This window comes from Streptomyces sp. R44, assembly GCF_041053105.1.
Classification (GTDB): domain Bacteria; phylum Actinomycetota; class Actinomycetes; order Streptomycetales; family Streptomycetaceae; genus Streptomyces.
The window spans coordinates 2,391,368-2,407,848 of record NZ_CP163444.1 but is presented as its reverse complement, the minus strand read 5'-3'; the positions used below and the strand labels follow the sequence as shown (position 1 = coordinate 2,407,848).

Sequence of the window (16,481 nt, the reverse complement as noted above, 5' to 3'; positions counted from 1 at the left end):
GGTGGGCACAACGGAACGGCGCCACTGCCGGCGCCAGAGGCTTCCGCCCCCGAACCCGCACCCCGTGCAGCGGGTGCGGGTCCAGGCGCGGAACGCGGAGGCGCCGCTGGGCGCGCCGTCCCGTGTGCCCACCCGTCCCGCCCTGCGGGACGATCGCCCACACGGGCGGTGGGCGCCGGCCCCGGTGTGGTCAGCCGGTCTCGTGGGGGGCGCGGCGGAGGGCGGCTGTCGCTCGGGCTGTCAGCGCGTGGCGGCGGGTCGTCCAGGAGGACCAGCGGGTCGACCACGCCCAGCGGAGGCGGGTCGCCGAGCGCGGGGCCAGGAGGGCCCGCAGCCGGGTGATCCGGTCGGCGCCCGCGTGGAAGCCCACACGGACCCGCCCCGCCTCGGAGGCCAGGTCCGCGACCGGCCGCGGCCGGGGCGCGTACAGCACCTCCTCCACCGCCCGCGCCACCCGGTGCACCGCGTCCGCGGACTCGCCCCGCAGCTCACCGAGGCGGACGATCCGCGCCGCCGACTTCCTCGGCGTCAGGGAGTCGTCCGGCTCGACCCCGTGGTCCCAGGCCGTGTCGTTGATCTCCTCCCAGACCGCGAGGGCGCCGCCGCCGCCCGGGCCGAGTCGTCGCGACCGTACCCGCGTCCGCCAGAAGAGGGGGAGGAGGGGGAGCGCGACGAGGAGGAGGACCGCCAGGGACACCAGGAGGACCGTGCGGAGGTCCGGGCCCGAGCCGTCCGAGGACGCGCCGGCCACCGCCGCGTCGGGACCGCAGTCGCCGAGCTTCTTCATCTGCGGGGTGCAGCTCTCGGGGGCGCTCGGCGCGGCGGACGGCTGCGCCGAGGCGCTCTGCTGCGGCTGCGCGGGCCCGGTGGCCGTGCCCGAGGGCGTGTTCGCCTGGGTGTACGAGGGGGTGGAGCCCCGCGAGGGGGTCGGCTCGAACCGCGTCCACCCGGCACCCTCGAAGTACAGCTCGGGCCAGGCGTGCGCGTCCCGGATGCCGACGGAGAGCGAACCGTCGGTCTGCGTCGTGCCGGGCATGAAGCCCACGGCGACCCGGGCGGGGATGCCGAGCGAGCGGGCCATCGCCGCCATCGAGAAGGAGAAGTGGACGCAGAAGCCCTCCTTGTCCTTCAGGAAGCGGGAGATCGCCTGGACGCCGGTGCCGGACTCCACGTCGACGTCGTAGCGGAAGCCGCCGTCCCGGGCGAACCAGTCCTGGAGCTTCACCGCCCGCTCGTAGTCGTTCCGCGCGCCCTTGGTGACGTCCAGGGCCGTGGCCCGCACGTCGGCCGGCAGCGTCGTCGGCACCTTGGTGTACTCGCGGCGCAGCTTCTCCGGGGCGGGCCCGGAGCCGGCCAGCTGCGCGGCCGTCGGCTGCACGTCCAGGCTGGAGACCTGGTAGCGGGCGCCCTTCGTGGTCTGCTTGTCGTCGCCGACGAGCATCCGGCCGGCCGGCTCGTACCGCCAGCGTCCCTCGATGTCGACCCGGCCCGCCGGGTACGGCATGGGCAGCCACTTCTGCTCGTACGCGTCGGAGGCGACGAAGTTGCTGGTCACCTCGGTGATCCGGACACTCTGGGAGAGGCCGTCCGGCCAGGGCAGCTGCTTGGGCACGTCCTCGATCGGGCGGACCGAGGACTTCCACGAGGTGCCGTCGAACTGGTCCAGGGCGACCAGCCGCAGGTACATCCCGCTGGTGTCGCGGGCGTTGGTCCGGTAGCGCAGGACCTCACGGTCCTCCGGCTGGCGCAGATTGTCCTGCAGGGAGACCAGCGGGTTCACCGCGGCGATCGTGCCGCCCTTTCCGGCGCCCCCGCTCCCCTCGCCGTTGCCGCCGAAGAGACCGCCGGAGAAGCCCGGCAGCGCGAACGGCACCACAAGGGCGACGCCCATGGCGACCGCGCCGATCCGGCGGCCGGTGCGCGCCGGGGCGAAGGCGGGGCCGCCGCCGGCGGCGACGCTGGAGCCGGGCCGGCCGGAGCGCTGGGCGCCGCCGAAGACCCGCCCCCACTGGGAGAGCCGGTCACGGCCCTCGGCGAGCAGCAGCAGCAGATAGCCGGTGGCCGCGAGGAGGAACCAGAGCCAGCCCGCGCCGCCGCCGGAGAGGCCGGCGGCCACCGAGTACAGGGCGAGCAGCGGCAGGCCGGCCGGGGCCGCCTTGCGGAAGGTGACCGCGAGGGTGTCCACCAGGAGCCCGATCGCGACGACGCCGCCGACCAGCATGAGCCGGATGCCCTCGGTGTCGGGCGCGGGGATCGCGTACCGGCCGACGTCCTCGGCGCCCGCCTGGAACAGCTCGGCGGCGTGCGTGAAGACCTCGGGGCCCGGGACGAGCCACAGGAAGGCCTGCTCCCGGGCGAAGAACACGGTCAGCGCGAGGACCGCGGTGACGGTCTGCGCGAGCAGGGTCAGCGGCCGGGCCAGCGGCACCCGCCGGGCCAGCGTGCCCACCCCGCTCACCAGGGCGAGGACGAAGGCGGCCGTGAAGATCCAGGTCGCCGGCTTCACCAGGGGGAGCAGCGCCCCGGCGGCCATCAGGGTGGCGGCCCAGGAAGCGAGCGTCAGCCGTGCGCGGCCGCTCATGACCATCCTCCGTAGGTGTCGGCGGCGGCGGACTCCGGGCGGAGCCCGGCCGCCTGCTGCCACAGATCGGCGAGCGAGGCGCCGGCCGGTACGGCGAGCGCCGTCCAGCCCGCCTCGCGCAGCTGCCGCACCCGGTCCTCGACCGCTCCGGGGACCGCGCCGCCGGTGAGCCAGGTGCCGGAGTCCAGGACGAACGCGACGGCCGCGCCGGACCGTCCCCGCATCCGGGCGGCGAGGGCGGCCTGCTCCTCGTCGAGGTCGCCGAGGAAGGCGATGAGCAGTCCGTCGCCGCCGCCGCGCAGCACGTCGGAGGCGCGGGAGAGCCCGGCCCCCTCGGAGTGGTCGACGACCGCGAGGGTGTCCATCATCAGACCGGCCGCTTCGGCCGAGTCCTGTGCCGAGCCGGCGAAGCCCTCGGCCCCCTCGCCGGGGATCGCGCTGCCGGTGTCGGTGAGCAGCCGGACCGCGTAGCCGCGCTCCAGCATGTGGACGAGCGCGGAGGCGGTGCCGGAGACGGCCCATTCGAAGGCCGAGTCGGGGCCCGCGCCCTGGAAGGCGATCCGGCGGGTGTCGAGGAGGACGGTGCAGCGGGCCCGCTGGGGGAGCTCCTCGCGGCGGACCATCAGCTCGCCGTAGCGGGCGGTGGAGCGCCAGTGGACCCGGCGCAGGTCGTCGCCGTGGCGGTAGGTGCGCGGGATGACGTCGTCGTCGCCGGCGAGCGCGAGGGAGCGCGACTGCCCGTCCCCGTACCCCCCGGCCTCGCCGAAGAGCTTCACCGGCGGGAGGGCCTCGGTGCGGGGCACGACGGTGAGGGTGTCGTACGCGCTGAAGGAGCGGGTCAGCTCGCACATCCCGAAGGGGTCGTTGAGCCGCAGCTGGAGGGGGCCCAGCGGGAAGCGGCCGCGCAGGTCGGAGCGGACCCGGTAGGACACCTCGCGCCGGCCGCCCGCCTCGACCCGGTCGAGGACGAAGCGGGGGCGGGGTCCCAGCATGTACGGCACGTGGTCCTGGAGCATCAGGAGGCCGGTGGGGAGCTTGGAGATGTTCTCCATCCGCAGCTGGACCCGCGCCTCGGTGGAGGTCTCCACCCGCTGGGGGGTGAGGCGGCGGGAGGCGGCGACCCGGTAGCGGGTCCGGTGCAGCACGAGGACGCAGATCAGCGGGAGGGCGGCGAGCAGCAGCCCGACGCGCAGCAGATCGGCCTGGCCGAGGACGTACGCGCAGGCGGCGGCGGCCACCCCCGCGGCGAGGAAGGAACGGCCGCGGGTGGTGAGACCGCCGAAGGCGGCCCGCAGTCCGCCCCGGTCGTCCTCGTCGCCCCGCGGTCCGTCCGGCACGGCGGCGCCACTCATCACAGCCGCCGGGCGCCGGGCTGCTGCTGGCCGTAGAGCGGTCCGGCGGGCGGGGCCGCGGCCGGGACGGGGGTGCGCTGGAGGATCTCCTGGACGACCTGCTCGGCGGTGCGGCGGTTCAGCTGGGCCTGCGCCGTCGGCAGCAGCCGGTGGGCGAGGACGGGTGCGGCGAGGGCCTGGAGGTCGTCCGGCAGGACGTAGTCGCGGCCGCTGAGCGCCGCGGAGGCCCTGGCGGCCCGCAGCAGGTGGAGCGTGGCCCGGGGGGAGGCGCCGAGTCGCAGGTCGGGGTGGGTGCGGGTGGCGGCGACGATGTCGACCGCGTACCGGCGTACCGCGTCGGCGACGTGGACCCCGCGCACGGCCTCGATCAGCTTGAGGATGTCGTGGGCGTGGGCGACCGGCTGGAGGTCGTCCAGCGGGGAGACCGAGCCGTGCACGTCGAGCATCTGGAGCTCGGCCTCGGCGCTGGGGTAGCCGATGGAGACACGGGCCATGAAGCGGTCGCGCTGGGCCTCGGGCAGCGGGTAGGTGCCCTCCATCTCGACCGGGTTCTGGGTGGCGACGACCATGAACGGGCTGGGCAGCTCGTACGTCTGGCCGTCGACCGTGACCTGGCGCTCCTCCATGGACTCCAGGAGCGCGGACTGGGTCTTCGGCGAGGCGCGGTTGATCTCGTCGCCGATCACGATCTGGGCGAAGATCGCGCCCGGCTTGAACTCGAAGTCCCGGCGCTGCTGGTCGAAGATCGACACGCCGGTGACGTCCGAGGGCAGCAGGTCGGGCGTGAACTGGATGCGGCGCACCGAGCAGTCGATGGACCGGGCCAGCGTCTTGGCCAGCATGGTCTTGCCGACGCCGGGGACATCCTCGATCAGGAGGTGCCCCTCGGCGAGCAACACGGTCAGCGAAAGCCGTACGACCTCGGGCTTGCCCTCGATCACACTCTCCACCGATCGGCGGACTCGCTCCACAGTGGTGGTCAGATCAGCGAGGCTCGCTCGATCGTCATAGGTCGTCACCCCGGCCCTCCTCGGCCTTTCGGAACTGTCGTCCGAGCATTGTTGTTGCCGTGGCCGGGCCTGTCACTTGCATGCGGACAAGTGCGGGGGAAATGCCAGGGTTTGACGGTTTAAGTGGAGGGTTTAAGCCGGGTCGATCTCGCGCAGCAGGCCCGTCGTCACATCGAAGACGAAGCCCCGGACGTCGTCGGAGTGCAGCAGGAAGGGGGAGGTCCGCACCCGCTGCATCGACTGGCGGACGTCCTGGTCGACGTCGCGGAAGGCCTCGACCGCCCAGGCGGGGCGCTGGCCGACCTCGTCCTCCAGCTCGTGCCGGAAGTCCTCGGTGAGCGATTCGAGACCGCAGTTCGTGTGGTGCACCAGCATCACGCTGCGGGTGCCGAGGGCCCGCTGGCTGATGGTGAGCGAGCGGATCACGTCGTCGGTGACGACACCGCCCGCGTTGCGGATGGTGTGGCAGTCGCCGAGTTCCAGGCCGAGGGCCGCGTGCAGGTCGAGACGGGCGTCCATGCAGGCGACGACGGCGACGCGCAGCACGGGCCGCGCGTCCATTCCCGGGTCGGTGAAATCGGCGGCGTAGCGTTCGTTGGCCTCGACGAGACGGTCGGTGACCGTGGCGCCGGTGCGTATGGCGTCGGCAGAGGGGTGCGCGGAGGTCGACATGGTTCCGACGGTAATGGTCACGCCCCTTTCCGGCCCGCTGTGAGAGGGGACAAAGAACATCAATGAGTCTTGTTGTGAGCTAACCCACAGATGGGGCTCCCCGGGTTGTGCGACCCGCCAGTCGGTTGATTGACCGGCGGGTCCCGTGGACTAAAGTGACGCGGAGTTCACGGAGACAACGAGCGATTTTCCGCGGTTTCTCCCCCGTGTGTGCGGCGGTACCTACGGCTCGGCCTCTCCCGCGGTACGTGCCTCCGCGCCGGATCTGAGAGGGCGCATTGAGCAACGACCGACACGTCCCGGTGATGCTCCAGCGGTGCCTGGACATGTTGGCCCCCGCCCTGCAGCGCCCCGGCGCGGTCGTCGTCGACTGCACCCTGGGCCTCGGCGGCCACAGCGAGGCCCTCCTGCAGCAGTTCCCCGAGGCGCGGCTCGTCGCCCTCGACCGCGACAAGGAGGCCCTGCGGCTCTCCGGCGAGCGGCTCGCCCCGTACGGGGACCGGGCCACCCTCGTCCACGCCGTGTACGACGAGCTGCCCGAGGTCCTCGACCGGCTCGGCATCCCCCGGGTGGACGGCGTCCTCTTCGACCTGGGCGTCTCCTCCATGCAGCTGGACGAGGCCGACCGCGGCTTCGCCTACGCCCAGGACGCCCCGCTGGACATGCGCATGGACCAGACGTCCGGCATCAGCGCGGCCGAGGTCCTCAACACCTACCCGCCGGGCGAGCTGGTCCGGATGCTCCGCGCGTACGGCGAGGAGAAGCAGGCCAAGCGGATCGTCTCCGCGATCGTGCGCGAGCGCGACAAGGAGCCCTTCACCAACAGCGCCCGGCTCGTCGAGCTCATCCGCGACGCCCTGCCCCAGGCCGCCAAGCGCACCGGCGGCAACCCGGCCAAGCGCACCTTCCAGGCCCTGCGCATCGAGGTCAACCACGAGCTCGACAGCGTCGAGAAGGCCATCCCGGCGGCCGTGAAGGCCCTCGCCGTCGGCGGCCGGGTCGTCGTCCTCTCGTACCAGTCCCTGGAGGACCGGATCGTCAAGGGCGTCTTCGCGGCCGGCGCGGCGACCACCGCCCCGCCCGGGCTGCCCGTCGTCCCCGAGAAGTACCAGCCCCGGCTGAAGCTGCTCACGCGCGGCGCCGAGCTGCCCACGGAGGAGGAGGTCGCCGAGAACCGGCGCGCCGCCCCCGCCCGGCTCCGGGGTGTCGAGCGCATCCGGGAAGACGTCCTGTGAGCACGGCGAAGGGGCCCCTCAAAGGGCGGGCCGCGCGACTCGGACGGCTCATGCCGTCGGGGCCCAGCTCGGCCGCCCGCACCCCCTTCGTCCTGCTCGTCTTCGTCCTGCTCGGCGGCGGGCTCATCTCCCTGCTCCTGCTGAACTCGGCCCTCAACCAGGGCTCCTTCAAGCTGAACGAGCTCAAGAACAAGACCACCGAGCTCACCGACGAGGAGCAGGCGCTCCAGCGGGACGTCGACGACTACGCGGCCCCCGACGCCCTGGAGCGGCGCGCCCGCGAGCTCGGCATGGTCCCGGGCGGCAGCCCGGCCTTCCTGGGCCCGGACGGCAAGGTCCTCGGCGAACCCTCGGTGGCGGAGGCCCCGAAGCCGACCCCGAAGCCCAGGCCGAAGCCGTCGGCGACCCCCGGGAGCACACCCGCCACCGGAGCCGGCGCCTCCACGGGCCCCCGCACGTTCGACAGCCCGGCGACCACCGGAACGGCACCGACGAACCCCGACACAAGCCCGACCAGCGTCCTTCCCACCGGCGGGGGGCCCACCGGTTCGGGCTCCTCCGGCATCAGCCGATCAGGGACAGTGCCGGTACCCGAGCCCCACGAGCCCTACGAAACCAGGTGACCGAGCAGTGCCCTCCAAGGAGCCCCCGCGCCGTCGCGTCCCCGGTCCCGCCCGGCCCGCGCGCCCCCGGCCCGCCTCCGCCGGAGCCCGCACGCCCGGAGCCCGTCCGTCCCGCCCGGCGCCCCGCCCGGCAGGGAAGCGGCCCCCGGCCCGGCAGCCCCGCACGATCCGGCTCGGCAGCCCGCGGCCCCGGCTGCGCCTGATCTCCCTCGGGCTGACCCTCGTCATGCTGGTCTTCGTGGTGCGGCTGCTCCAGGTCCAGGCGGTGGACGCCTCCGCGTACGCGGCCAAGGCCGACAAGTACCGCTTCCAGGAGTACACGCTCTCCGCCGAGCGCGGCGAGATCACCGACCGCAACGGCATCGCGCTCGCCTCCAGCGTCGACGCGTACGACATCACCGCCGACCCCAAGCTCTTCACCCCCGAGGAGTCGAAGCTCGCCGACGCCCCCGAGCAGGCGGCCGCGCTCCTCGCCCCGATCCTCGGCAAGCAACCCGCCGAGCTCGCGAAGAAGCTCCGTACCCCCAAGTCCCGCTACACCCTGCTCGCCCGCAAGCAGACCCCGCAGGTCTGGAACCAGATCAAGGACCTCAAGAAGGTCTACGGGCAGAAGGCGCAGGCCGTCGGCGGCAACGGGATCAACCTCCTCGGCGGCATCCTCAGCGAACCCAGCACCAAGCGCGTGTACCCGAACGGCGAGCTCGCCGCCGGGATACTCGGCTACGTGAACGCCGAGGGCAAGGGCGCCGGCGGCGTGGAGTCCATGCTCGACGCGGAGCTCTCCGGCCAGGCCGGCAAGATCCGCTTCACCCAGTCCGGCGGCCGCCAGGTGCCCACCGCGGGCTCCCAGGGCACCCCCGCCGTCCCCGGCTCCGACATCGAGCTGACCATCGACCGGGACATCCAGTGGGCCGCCCAGCAGGCCATCACCGAGCAGGTGAAGAAGTCCAAGGCCGACCGCGGCTACGTCGTCGTGCAGAACACCCGGACCGGCGAGGTCCTCGCCATGGCCAACGCCCCCGGCTTCGACCCCAACGACCTCTCCGCCGCCAACGCCGCAGCCATGGGCAACGCCGCCCTCCAGGACGCCTACGAGCCCGGCTCCACCAGCAAGGTCATGTCCATGGCCGCCGTCCTGGAGGAGGGCAAGGCGGCCCCCGACACCCACGTCACCGTCCCCAACCGGCTCCACCGCGGCGACCGGCTCTTCAAGGACGACATCGACCACATCACCTGGTACCTGACCCTCAACGGCGTCCTCGCCAAGTCCAGCAACATCGGCACCATCCTCGCCACCGGCCAGCTCGGCAAGGACCAGCCCGAGGCGAACCGGGTCCTCCACTCGTACCTGCGCAAGTTCGGCATCGGCAGCCCCACCGGCCTGAACTTCCCCGGCGAGACCCCCGGCATCCTCGCCAAGCCCCAGGACTGGTCCACCTCCCAGCAGTACACGATCCCCTTCGGCCAGGGCCTCTCCGTCAGCGCCATGCAGGCCGCCTCCGTGTACTCGACCATCGCCAACGGCGGCGTACGGATCGAACCGATCCTCGTGCGCGGGACGAAGGGCCCCGACGGGCGCTTCACGGCGGCCCCCGCGCCCAAGGAGTCGAGGGTCATCAGCGAGAAGACGGCGAAGACCCTCGCGCAGATGCTGGAGTCCGTCGTCAAGGACCGGGAGGGCACCGGCACCAAGGCCGCCATCCCCGGCTACCGCGTCGCCGGAAAGACCGGCACCGCCAACCGCGTCGACCCCGAGCTCGGCGTCTACAAGGGCTACACCGCCTCCTTCGCCGGCTTCGCCCCCGCGGACGACCCGCAGATCACCGTCTACTGCGCCATCCAGAACCCCACCAAGGGCAGCTACTTCGGCGGCCAGATCTGCGGACCCATCTACAAGAAGGTCATGGAGTTCGCCCTCAAGACCCTCCACGTCGCGCCCACGGGCAGCGACCCCGCCCGACTGCCGGTCACCTTCGAACCCACCCCGTGACACTCCGGGAGCACCAGTGACAACGATCACCCCTCATTCCGGGAACCGGAAATCGAACTCCGGCGAGGCCCCGGGCTCTTTTGGCCCCGCACAGGGTGCGCCCGGTACGCTCACCGCCGTGCCACACGCTGATCAGTACCGAAACGCCCCACCCCGGCCGGAGCAGGCCCGCCCGACACCCCTGGGCGACCTGGCCGCGCAGCTCGGGACCGACATCCCCCGGGCCGTCGAGATCTCGGGCATCACGCACGACTCGCGAGCCGTGCGCCCCGGGGACCTGTACGCGGCCCTGCCCGGCGCCCGCACCCACGGCGCCGACTTCGTCGCCCAGGCCGCCGGACTCGGCGCCGCCGCGATCCTCACCGACCCGACGGGCGCCGAGCGCGCCGCCGCGACCGGCCTGCCGGTCCTCGTCGTGGAGAACCCGCGCGGCCGGATGGGCGAACTCGCCGCCAGGATCTACGGGCGCCCCGGCGAGGGCCTCCTCCAGATCGGCATCACCGGCACCTCCGGCAAGACCACCACCGCCTACCTGGTGGAGGGCGGCCTGCGCGGCTCCGGGCGGAAGACCGGCCTCGTCGGCACCGTCGAGATGCGGATCGGCGACGAACGCATCAAGTCCGAGCGCACCACCCCCGAGGCCACCGACCTCCAGGCGCTCTTCGCCGTCATGCGCGAGCGGGGCGTCGAGGCCGTCGCCATGGAGGTCTCCAGCCACGCCCTGGTGCTCGGCCGGGTCGACGGCTGCGTCTTCGACGTCGCCGTCTTCAACAACCTCAGCCCGGAGCACATGGAGTTCCACTCCGACATGGAGGACTACTTCCAGGCCAAGGCCGGGCTCTTCACGCCCCGGCGCAGCCGCCTGGGCGTGGTCAACCTCGACGACGCCTACGGCCGCAGGCTCGCCGGGGAGGCGACCGTCCCGGTCGTCACCTTCTCCGCCGAGGGCCGCCCCGAGGCCGACTGGCGCGCCGAGGACCTCGTCCTCGGCTCCCACGACTCGACGTTCACCGCCGTCGGCCCCGAGGGCGAGCGGATCTCCGCCACCGCCCCGCTGCCCGGCCCGTTCAACGTCGCCAACACCCTCGCCGCGATCGCCACCCTCGCCGCCGCGGGTCTCGACCCGAAGGCCGCCGCCGAGGGCGTCGCCGCCGTCCCCGGCGTCCCGGGCCGCCTGGAGCGGGTCGACGCTGGCCAGCCCTACCTCGCGGTCGTCGACTACGCGCACAAGACGGACGCCGTCGAATCGGTCCTGCGCTCCCTGCGCGAGGTCACCGAGGGCCGGCTGCACGTGGTCATCGGCTGCGGAGGCGACCGGGACACCACCAAGCGCGGCCCGATGGGCGCCGCCGCCGCCCGGCTCGCCGACACCGCCGTCCTGACCTCCGACAACCCCCGCTCCGAGGACCCCCTCGCGATCCTCACCGCCATGCTCGCCGGCGCCGCCGAGGTGCCGGCGGGGGAGCGCGGGAACGTCCTGGTCGAACCCGACCGGGCCGCCGCCGTCGCGGCCGCCGTCGCCCGCGCGCTCCCCGGCGACACCGTCCTGGTCGCCGGCAAGGGCCACGAGCAGGGCCAGGAGATCGCCGGGGTCGTACGCCCCTTCGACGACCGCGAGGTCCTGCGCGAGGCGATTCTCCGCCAGCAGAGCCAGCAGGACGCACACCGTCACGAGAACAGTCAGGGATGAAGCAGTGATCGCCCTCTCCCTCGCCGAGATCGCCGAAATCGTCGGCGGGCAGGCGCACGACATACCGGATCCGGCCGCCCGGATCACCGGGCCCGTCGTCATCGACTCCCGCGAGGTGCGGGCCGGCAGCCTCTTCGCGGCCTTCGCCGGTGAGCACGTCGACGGCCACGACTACGCGGAGCGCGCCGTCCGGGCGGGAGCGGTGGCGGTGCTCGCCACCCGGCCCGTCGGCGTCCCCGCCCTCGTCGTCGACGACGTCCAGACCGCGCTCGGGGCCCTCGCCCGCGCGGTCGTGGAACGGCTCGGCACCGATGTCGTCGCCCTCACCGGCTCGGCCGGCAAGACTTCCACGAAGGACCTGATCGCCCAGGTCCTCGACCGGCACGCGCCCACCGTGTGGACGCCCGGCTCGCTCAACAACGAGATCGGCCTGCCGCTCACGGCGCTCCGCGCGAGCGACGAGACCCGGCACCTGGTCCTGGAGATGGGCGCCCGCGGCATCGGCCACATCCGCTACCTCACCGGCCTGACCCCGCCCCGTATCGGCCTCGTCCTGAACGTGGGCACCGCCCACATCGGCGAGTTCGGCGGCCGGGAGCAGATCGCCCAGGCCAAGGGCGAGCTCGTCGAGTCCCTGCCGTCCGCCGAAGAGGGCGGAGTCGCGGTCCTCAACGCCGACGACCCGCTCGTCCGCGCGATGGCGAGCCGGACCAAGGCCCGCGTGACCCTGTTCGGCGAAGCGGACGAAGCGGCCGTACGGGCCGAGAACGTCCGCCTCACAGAGAACGGACAGCCTTCTTTCAGGCTTCACACACCCACCGGGTGCAGTGACGTGACCTTGCGCCTGTACGGTGAGCACCACGTGTCGAACGCGCTCGCAGCGGCCGCCGTCGCGCACGAGCTGGGCATGCCCGTCGAAGAGATCGCCACCGCGCTCTCCGAGGCGGGCACCCTGTCGCGCTGGCGCATGGAGGTCACCGAGCGTCCGGACGGCGTGACGATCGTCAACGACGCCTACAACGCGAACCCCGAGTCCATGCGAGCCGCCCTGCGCGCGCTCGCGGCCATGGGCAGGGCCGCACAGGCCCGAGGGGCTCGTACGTGGGCGGTGCTCGGCAAGATGGCCGAGCTCGGTGACGCATCGCTCGTCGAGCACGACGCGGTCGGACGGCTCGCCGTCCGGCTCAACGTCAGCAAGCTCGTCGCGGTCGGGGAGAGGGAAGCTTCCTGGCTGCAACTGGGCGCATATAACGAGGGTTCGTGGGGTGAGGAGTCGGTGCACGTGTCCGACGCGCAGGCGGCTGTCGACCTGTTGCGCAGTGAGCTGCGTCCGGGGGATGTCGTCCTTGTGAAGGCTTCCAGGTCGGTCGGTCTCGAAAAGGTCGCGCTGGCGCTCCTCGACACCGAGGGCGAGGTCACCGGCCGATGAGGCAGATCCTCTTCGCGGGGGCCATCGGGCTCTTCCTGACCCTGATCGGCACGCCGCTGCTGATCAAGCTCCTTGCCCGCAAGGGCTACGGGCAGTTCATCCGTGACGACGGCCCGCGCGGTCACGCCGGGAAGAAGGGCACGCCCACCATGGGCGGCATCTCCTTCATCCTGGCCACGCTCATCGCGTACGCGCTGGCCAAGGTCATCACCGGTGAGGACCCGACGTACTCGGGCGTCCTGGTGCTGTTCCTCATGGCCGGCATGGGCCTGGTGGGCTTCCTCGACGACTACATCAAGATCGTCAAGCAGCGTTCGCTCGGTCTGCGGGCCAAGGCGAAGATGGCCGGCCAGCTGATCGTCGGCATCGCCTTCGCCGTGCTCGCGCTGCAGTTCGCGGACGCGCGCGGGAACACCCCGGCATCCGAGAAGCTCTCCTTCATCACGGACTTCGGCTGGGCCATCGGTCCGGTGCTCTTCGTGGTCTGGGCGCTCTTCATGATCCTGGCCATGTCCAACGGCGTGAACCTGACGGACGGTCTGGACGGTCTGGCCACCGGCGCCTCGGTGATGGTCTTCGGCGCGTACACCTTCATCGGGCTCTGGCAGTTCCAGGAGTCCTGTGCCAACGCGATCACGCTGACCAACCCCAACGCCTGCTTCGAGGTCCGCGACCCGCTCGACCTCGCGGTCGTGGCCTCCGCGCTGATGGGCGCCTGCTTCGGCTTCCTCTGGTGGAACACCTCGCCCGCCAAGATCTTCATGGGTGACACCGGCTCGCTCGCCCTCGGCGGCGCCCTCGCCGGTCTCGCCATCTGCTCCCGTACGGAGCTCCTGCTGGCCCTGCTCGGCGGCCTGTTCGTGCTGATCACGATGTCCGTGGTCATCCAGGTCGGCTCGTTCAAGATGACCGGCAAGCGCGTCTTCCGGATGGCGCCCCTCCAGCACCACTTCGAACTCAAGGGGTGGTCCGAGGTCCTGGTCGTCGTCCGGTTCTGGATCATCCAGGGCATGTGCGTGATCGTGGGCCTGGGCCTCTTCTACGCGGGATGGGCAGCAGAGAAGTGACAGAACAGCTCGACTGGAACGGCAAGAAGGTCACCGTCGCGGGACTCGGGATCTCCGGCATCCCGGCCGCCCGCGTCCTGCACGCCCGCGGCGCGCTCGTGACCGTCGTCAACGACGGCGACGACGAGCGCTCCCGGGCGCAGGCCGCCGAGCTGGAGGCGGAAGGCATCACCGTCCGCCTCGGCGACGGGGCGACGCTGCCGGCCGGCACCGAGCTGATCGTCACCACCCCCGGCTGGCGGCCCGACAAGCCCCTCTTCACGGCCGCCGCCGAGGCGGGCGTGGAGGTGTGGGGGGACGTCGAGCTGGCCTGGCGCCTGCGTGAGTCCCCTGCGGGAAGACCTGCGGCCCCGTGGCTCGCGGTCACCGGCACCAACGGCAAGACCACCACCGTGCGGATGCTCGCCTCGATCCTGGAGGCGGCCGGTCTGCGGACCGCCGCCGTCGGGAACATCGGCGTCTCGCTCCTCGACGCCGTCCTCGGCGAGCAGGAGTACGACGTGCTCGCCGTCGAGCTCTCCAGCTACCAGCTGCACTGGGCGCCGTCCGTCCGCGCCCACTCGGCCGCCGTGCTCAACCTGGCGCCCGACCACCTCGACTGGCACGGCACCATGGAGGCGTACGCCGCCGACAAGGGCCGCGTCTACGAGGGCAACCAGGTCGCCTGCGTCTACAACGTCGCCGACCAGGTCACCGAGGACCTGGTGCGCGAGGCCGACGTCGAGGAGGGCTGCCGCGCGATCGGCTTCACCCTCGGCACCCCCGGCCCCTCCCAGCTCGGCGTCGTCGAGGGCATCCTCGTCGACCGGGCCTTCGTCGAGAACCGGCAGAAGAACGCCCAGGAGCTCGCCGAGGTCGCCGACGTCCAGCCCCCGGCCCCGCACAACATCGCCAACGCCCTCGCCGCCGCCGCCCTCGCGCGCGCCTTCGGCGTCGAGGCCAAGGCCGTACGGGACGGCCTCAAGGCCTTCCGGCCCGACCCGCACCGCATCGAACTGGTCGAGGAGGTCCAGGGAGTCACGTACGTCGACGACTCCAAGGCCACCAACACCCACGCCGCGGAAGCCTCGTTGGCCGCCTACGAGCCGATCGTCTGGATCGCCGGCGGCCTCGCCAAGGGCGCGACCTTCGACGAGCTCGTCCAGCGGTCGGCGAAGCGCTTGCGCGGCGCCGTCCTGATCGGCGCCGACCGCGCCCTGATCCGCGAAGCCCTGGCGCGACACGCCCCGGAGGTCCCGGTGGTGGACCTCGACCGGACCGACACTGGGGCGATGTCCGAGGCGGTCCGCGAGGCGGCCCGGCTCGCCCAGCCGGGGGACACGGTGCTGCTCGCCCCGGCCTGCGCCTCGATGGACATGTTCACCAACTACAACAAGCGGGGCGAGGCCTTCGCGGACGCCGTCCGCGCCCTCGCCGCCACCGGGGACGCCTGACCCGACCAGCGGGAGGGTCCGGCCGGACCGGGCACGACTGGAGGGGACAGCGACCATGCCGAGCAAGATCGCCGGGACACGCCGGCCCTCCGCCGCAGGCGGCGGAGGGCGGGCCCCCGCGACCCCGCGGCGGGCGCGCGGCGGAGGCCCACGCGGGCTCTACGAGCGGCTCCGCAAGGCCTGGGACCGGCCCCTCACGGCGTACTACGTGATCATCGGCGCGGGGCTGCTCATCACCACGCTCGGCCTGGTGATGGTCTACTCCGCCTCGATGATCACGGCGCTCCGCTACGACCTGGTGCCCTCCTACTTCTTCCGGAAGCAGTTCATCGCCGCGCTCCTCGGCACCGGACTGCTCCTGATCGCCTCCCGGATGCCGGTCAAGCTGCACCGGGCGCTCGCCTACCCGATCCTGGTCGGCGCGGTGTTCCTGATGGTCCTCGTGCAGATCCCCGGGATAGGGCACGCGGTCAACGGCAACCAGAACTGGATCTCCCTCGGCGGCCCCTTCCAGCTCCAGCCCAGCGAGTTCGGCAAGCTGGCGCTGATCCTGTGGGGGGCCGACCTGCTCGCCCGCAAGCAGGACATGCGGCTGCTGACCCAGTGGAAGCACATGCTGGTGCCGCTGGTGCCGGGCGCCTTCATGCTGCTCGGGCTGATCATGCTCGGCGGCGACATGGGCACCTCGATCATCCTCGCGGCCATCCTCTTCGGCCTGCTGTGGACGGCCGGGGCGCCCACCCGGCTCTTCGTCGGCGTCCTCACGGTCGCCGGCGCGATCGGCTTCCTGCTGATCAAGACGAGCGACAACCGGATGAAGCGCTTCGACTGCATCGGAGCGACCGACCCCGGCGGCGAGGGAGCCCCCTGCCTGCAGGCCGCGCACGGAATCTATGCTCTGGCCTCGGGCGGATGGTTCGGTTCCGGACTCGGCGCGAGCGTCGAGAAATGGGGCCAACTCCCTGAAGCACACACCGACTTCATCTTCGCGGTCACCGGTGAGGAACTGGGTCTCGCGGGGACGCTGTCGGTACTCGCCCTGTTCGCGGCTCTAGGCTATGCGGGTATCCGCGTGGCCGGAGGCACGGAGGACCCCTTCGTGAGGTTCGCCGCGGGAGGTGTGACCACCTGGATCACGGCTCAGGCCGTGATCAACATCGGTGCGGTGCTCGGCCTGCTGCCGATCGCCGGTGTCCCGCTCCCGCTGTTCTCCTACGGAGGGTCGGCCCTGCTGCCGACCATGTTCGCCGTCGGGCTCCTCATCGCCTTCGCGCGACAGGAACCCGCCGCGAAAGCGGCCCTGGCCATGCGTCGCCCCGGCTGGGGCAAGCGGGCCGGGAAGAGATGGAAGTCGATGCGACGGCGCGTCAAGAAGCGCCCGTCCGGAGAGCGGTGAATT

The 16,481-nt window shown here is 72.5% G+C and carries 12 protein-coding genes; 8 read left to right on the top strand and 4 right to left on the bottom strand.

Going from position 1 to position 16,481, the window contains the following annotated elements:
• Positions 1–190: 190 nt before the first annotated feature.
• From AB5J54_RS11135 to AB5J54_RS11120, 4 genes are all read right to left on the bottom strand, one after another.
• Complete coding sequence (locus AB5J54_RS11135; RefSeq protein WP_369143763.1) at positions 191–2,581, bottom strand: DUF3488 and DUF4129 domain-containing transglutaminase family protein; 2,391 nt, start codon at positions 2,579–2,581, stop codon at positions 191–193.
• Complete coding sequence (locus AB5J54_RS11130; protein WP_369143762.1) at positions 2,578–3,933, bottom strand: DUF58 domain-containing protein; 1,356 nt, start codon at positions 3,931–3,933, stop codon at positions 2,578–2,580. The genes AB5J54_RS11135 and AB5J54_RS11130 overlap by 4 nt, the downstream gene beginning before the upstream one ends.
• Positions 3,933–4,952: an AAA family ATPase gene (locus tag AB5J54_RS11125; protein ID WP_369143761.1), complete on the bottom strand. Its 1,020-nt coding sequence runs from the start codon at positions 4,950–4,952 to the stop codon at positions 3,933–3,935. Before AB5J54_RS11125 ends, AB5J54_RS11130 begins: the two co-directional genes overlap by 1 nt.
• Before the next feature lie 123 nt (positions 4,953–5,075).
• Positions 5,076–5,615: a beta-class carbonic anhydrase gene (locus tag AB5J54_RS11120; RefSeq protein WP_369143760.1), complete on the bottom strand. Its 540-nt coding sequence runs from the start codon at positions 5,613–5,615 to the stop codon at positions 5,076–5,078.
• A 278-nt stretch (positions 5,616–5,893) separates the two neighbouring features.
• On the opposite strand from AB5J54_RS11120, the gene rsmH reads away from it, so the two are divergent.
• The 8 genes from rsmH to ftsW are packed head-to-tail and all read left to right on the top strand — an operon-like array spanning position 5,894 to position 16,478.
• Positions 5,894–6,850, top strand: a complete 957-nt coding sequence (rsmH, locus tag AB5J54_RS11115; RefSeq protein ID WP_369143759.1) for a 16S rRNA (cytosine(1402)-N(4))-methyltransferase RsmH — start codon at positions 5,894–5,896, stop codon at positions 6,848–6,850.
• Positions 6,847–7,473, top strand: coding sequence for a septum formation initiator family protein (locus AB5J54_RS11110; RefSeq protein WP_369143758.1), 627 nt, complete (start codon positions 6,847–6,849; stop codon positions 7,471–7,473). Before rsmH ends, AB5J54_RS11110 begins: the two co-directional genes overlap by 4 nt.
• A 7-nt stretch (positions 7,474–7,480) precedes the next feature.
• Complete coding sequence (locus AB5J54_RS11105; RefSeq protein WP_369143757.1) at positions 7,481–9,463, top strand: peptidoglycan D,D-transpeptidase FtsI family protein; 1,983 nt, start codon at positions 7,481–7,483, stop codon at positions 9,461–9,463.
• A 16-nt stretch (positions 9,464–9,479) separates the two neighbouring features.
• The gene (locus AB5J54_RS11100) at positions 9,480–11,153 is read left to right on the top strand and encodes a UDP-N-acetylmuramoyl-L-alanyl-D-glutamate--2,6-diaminopimelate ligase (RefSeq protein ID WP_369143756.1); all 1,674 of its coding nucleotides are present in this window, start codon (positions 9,480–9,482) and stop codon (positions 11,151–11,153) included.
• A gap of 4 nt (positions 11,154–11,157) precedes the next feature.
• Positions 11,158–12,582 (top strand): UDP-N-acetylmuramoyl-tripeptide--D-alanyl-D-alanine ligase, encoded by a 1,425-nt coding sequence (murF, locus tag AB5J54_RS11095; RefSeq protein WP_369143755.1) that lies wholly within the window; start codon positions 11,158–11,160, stop codon positions 12,580–12,582.
• Positions 12,579–13,649 carry a phospho-N-acetylmuramoyl-pentapeptide-transferase gene (gene mraY, locus AB5J54_RS11090; protein WP_369143754.1) on the top strand — a complete coding sequence of 357 codons (1,071 nt, stop codon included), beginning with the start codon at positions 12,579–12,581 and terminating at the stop codon, positions 13,647–13,649. Before murF ends, mraY begins: the two co-directional genes overlap by 4 nt.
• On the top strand, positions 13,631–15,082 hold the full coding sequence (murD, locus tag AB5J54_RS11085; RefSeq protein WP_369143753.1) for a UDP-N-acetylmuramoyl-L-alanine--D-glutamate ligase: 1,452 nt from the start codon (positions 13,631–13,633) through the stop codon (positions 15,080–15,082). Before mraY ends, murD begins: the two co-directional genes overlap by 19 nt.
• Positions 15,083–15,137: 55 nt before the next feature.
• Positions 15,138–16,478: a putative lipid II flippase FtsW gene (gene ftsW / locus AB5J54_RS11080; protein WP_369143752.1), complete on the top strand. Its 1,341-nt coding sequence runs from the start codon at positions 15,138–15,140 to the stop codon at positions 16,476–16,478.
• The last annotated feature ends 3 nt before the right edge of the window (positions 16,479–16,481 follow it).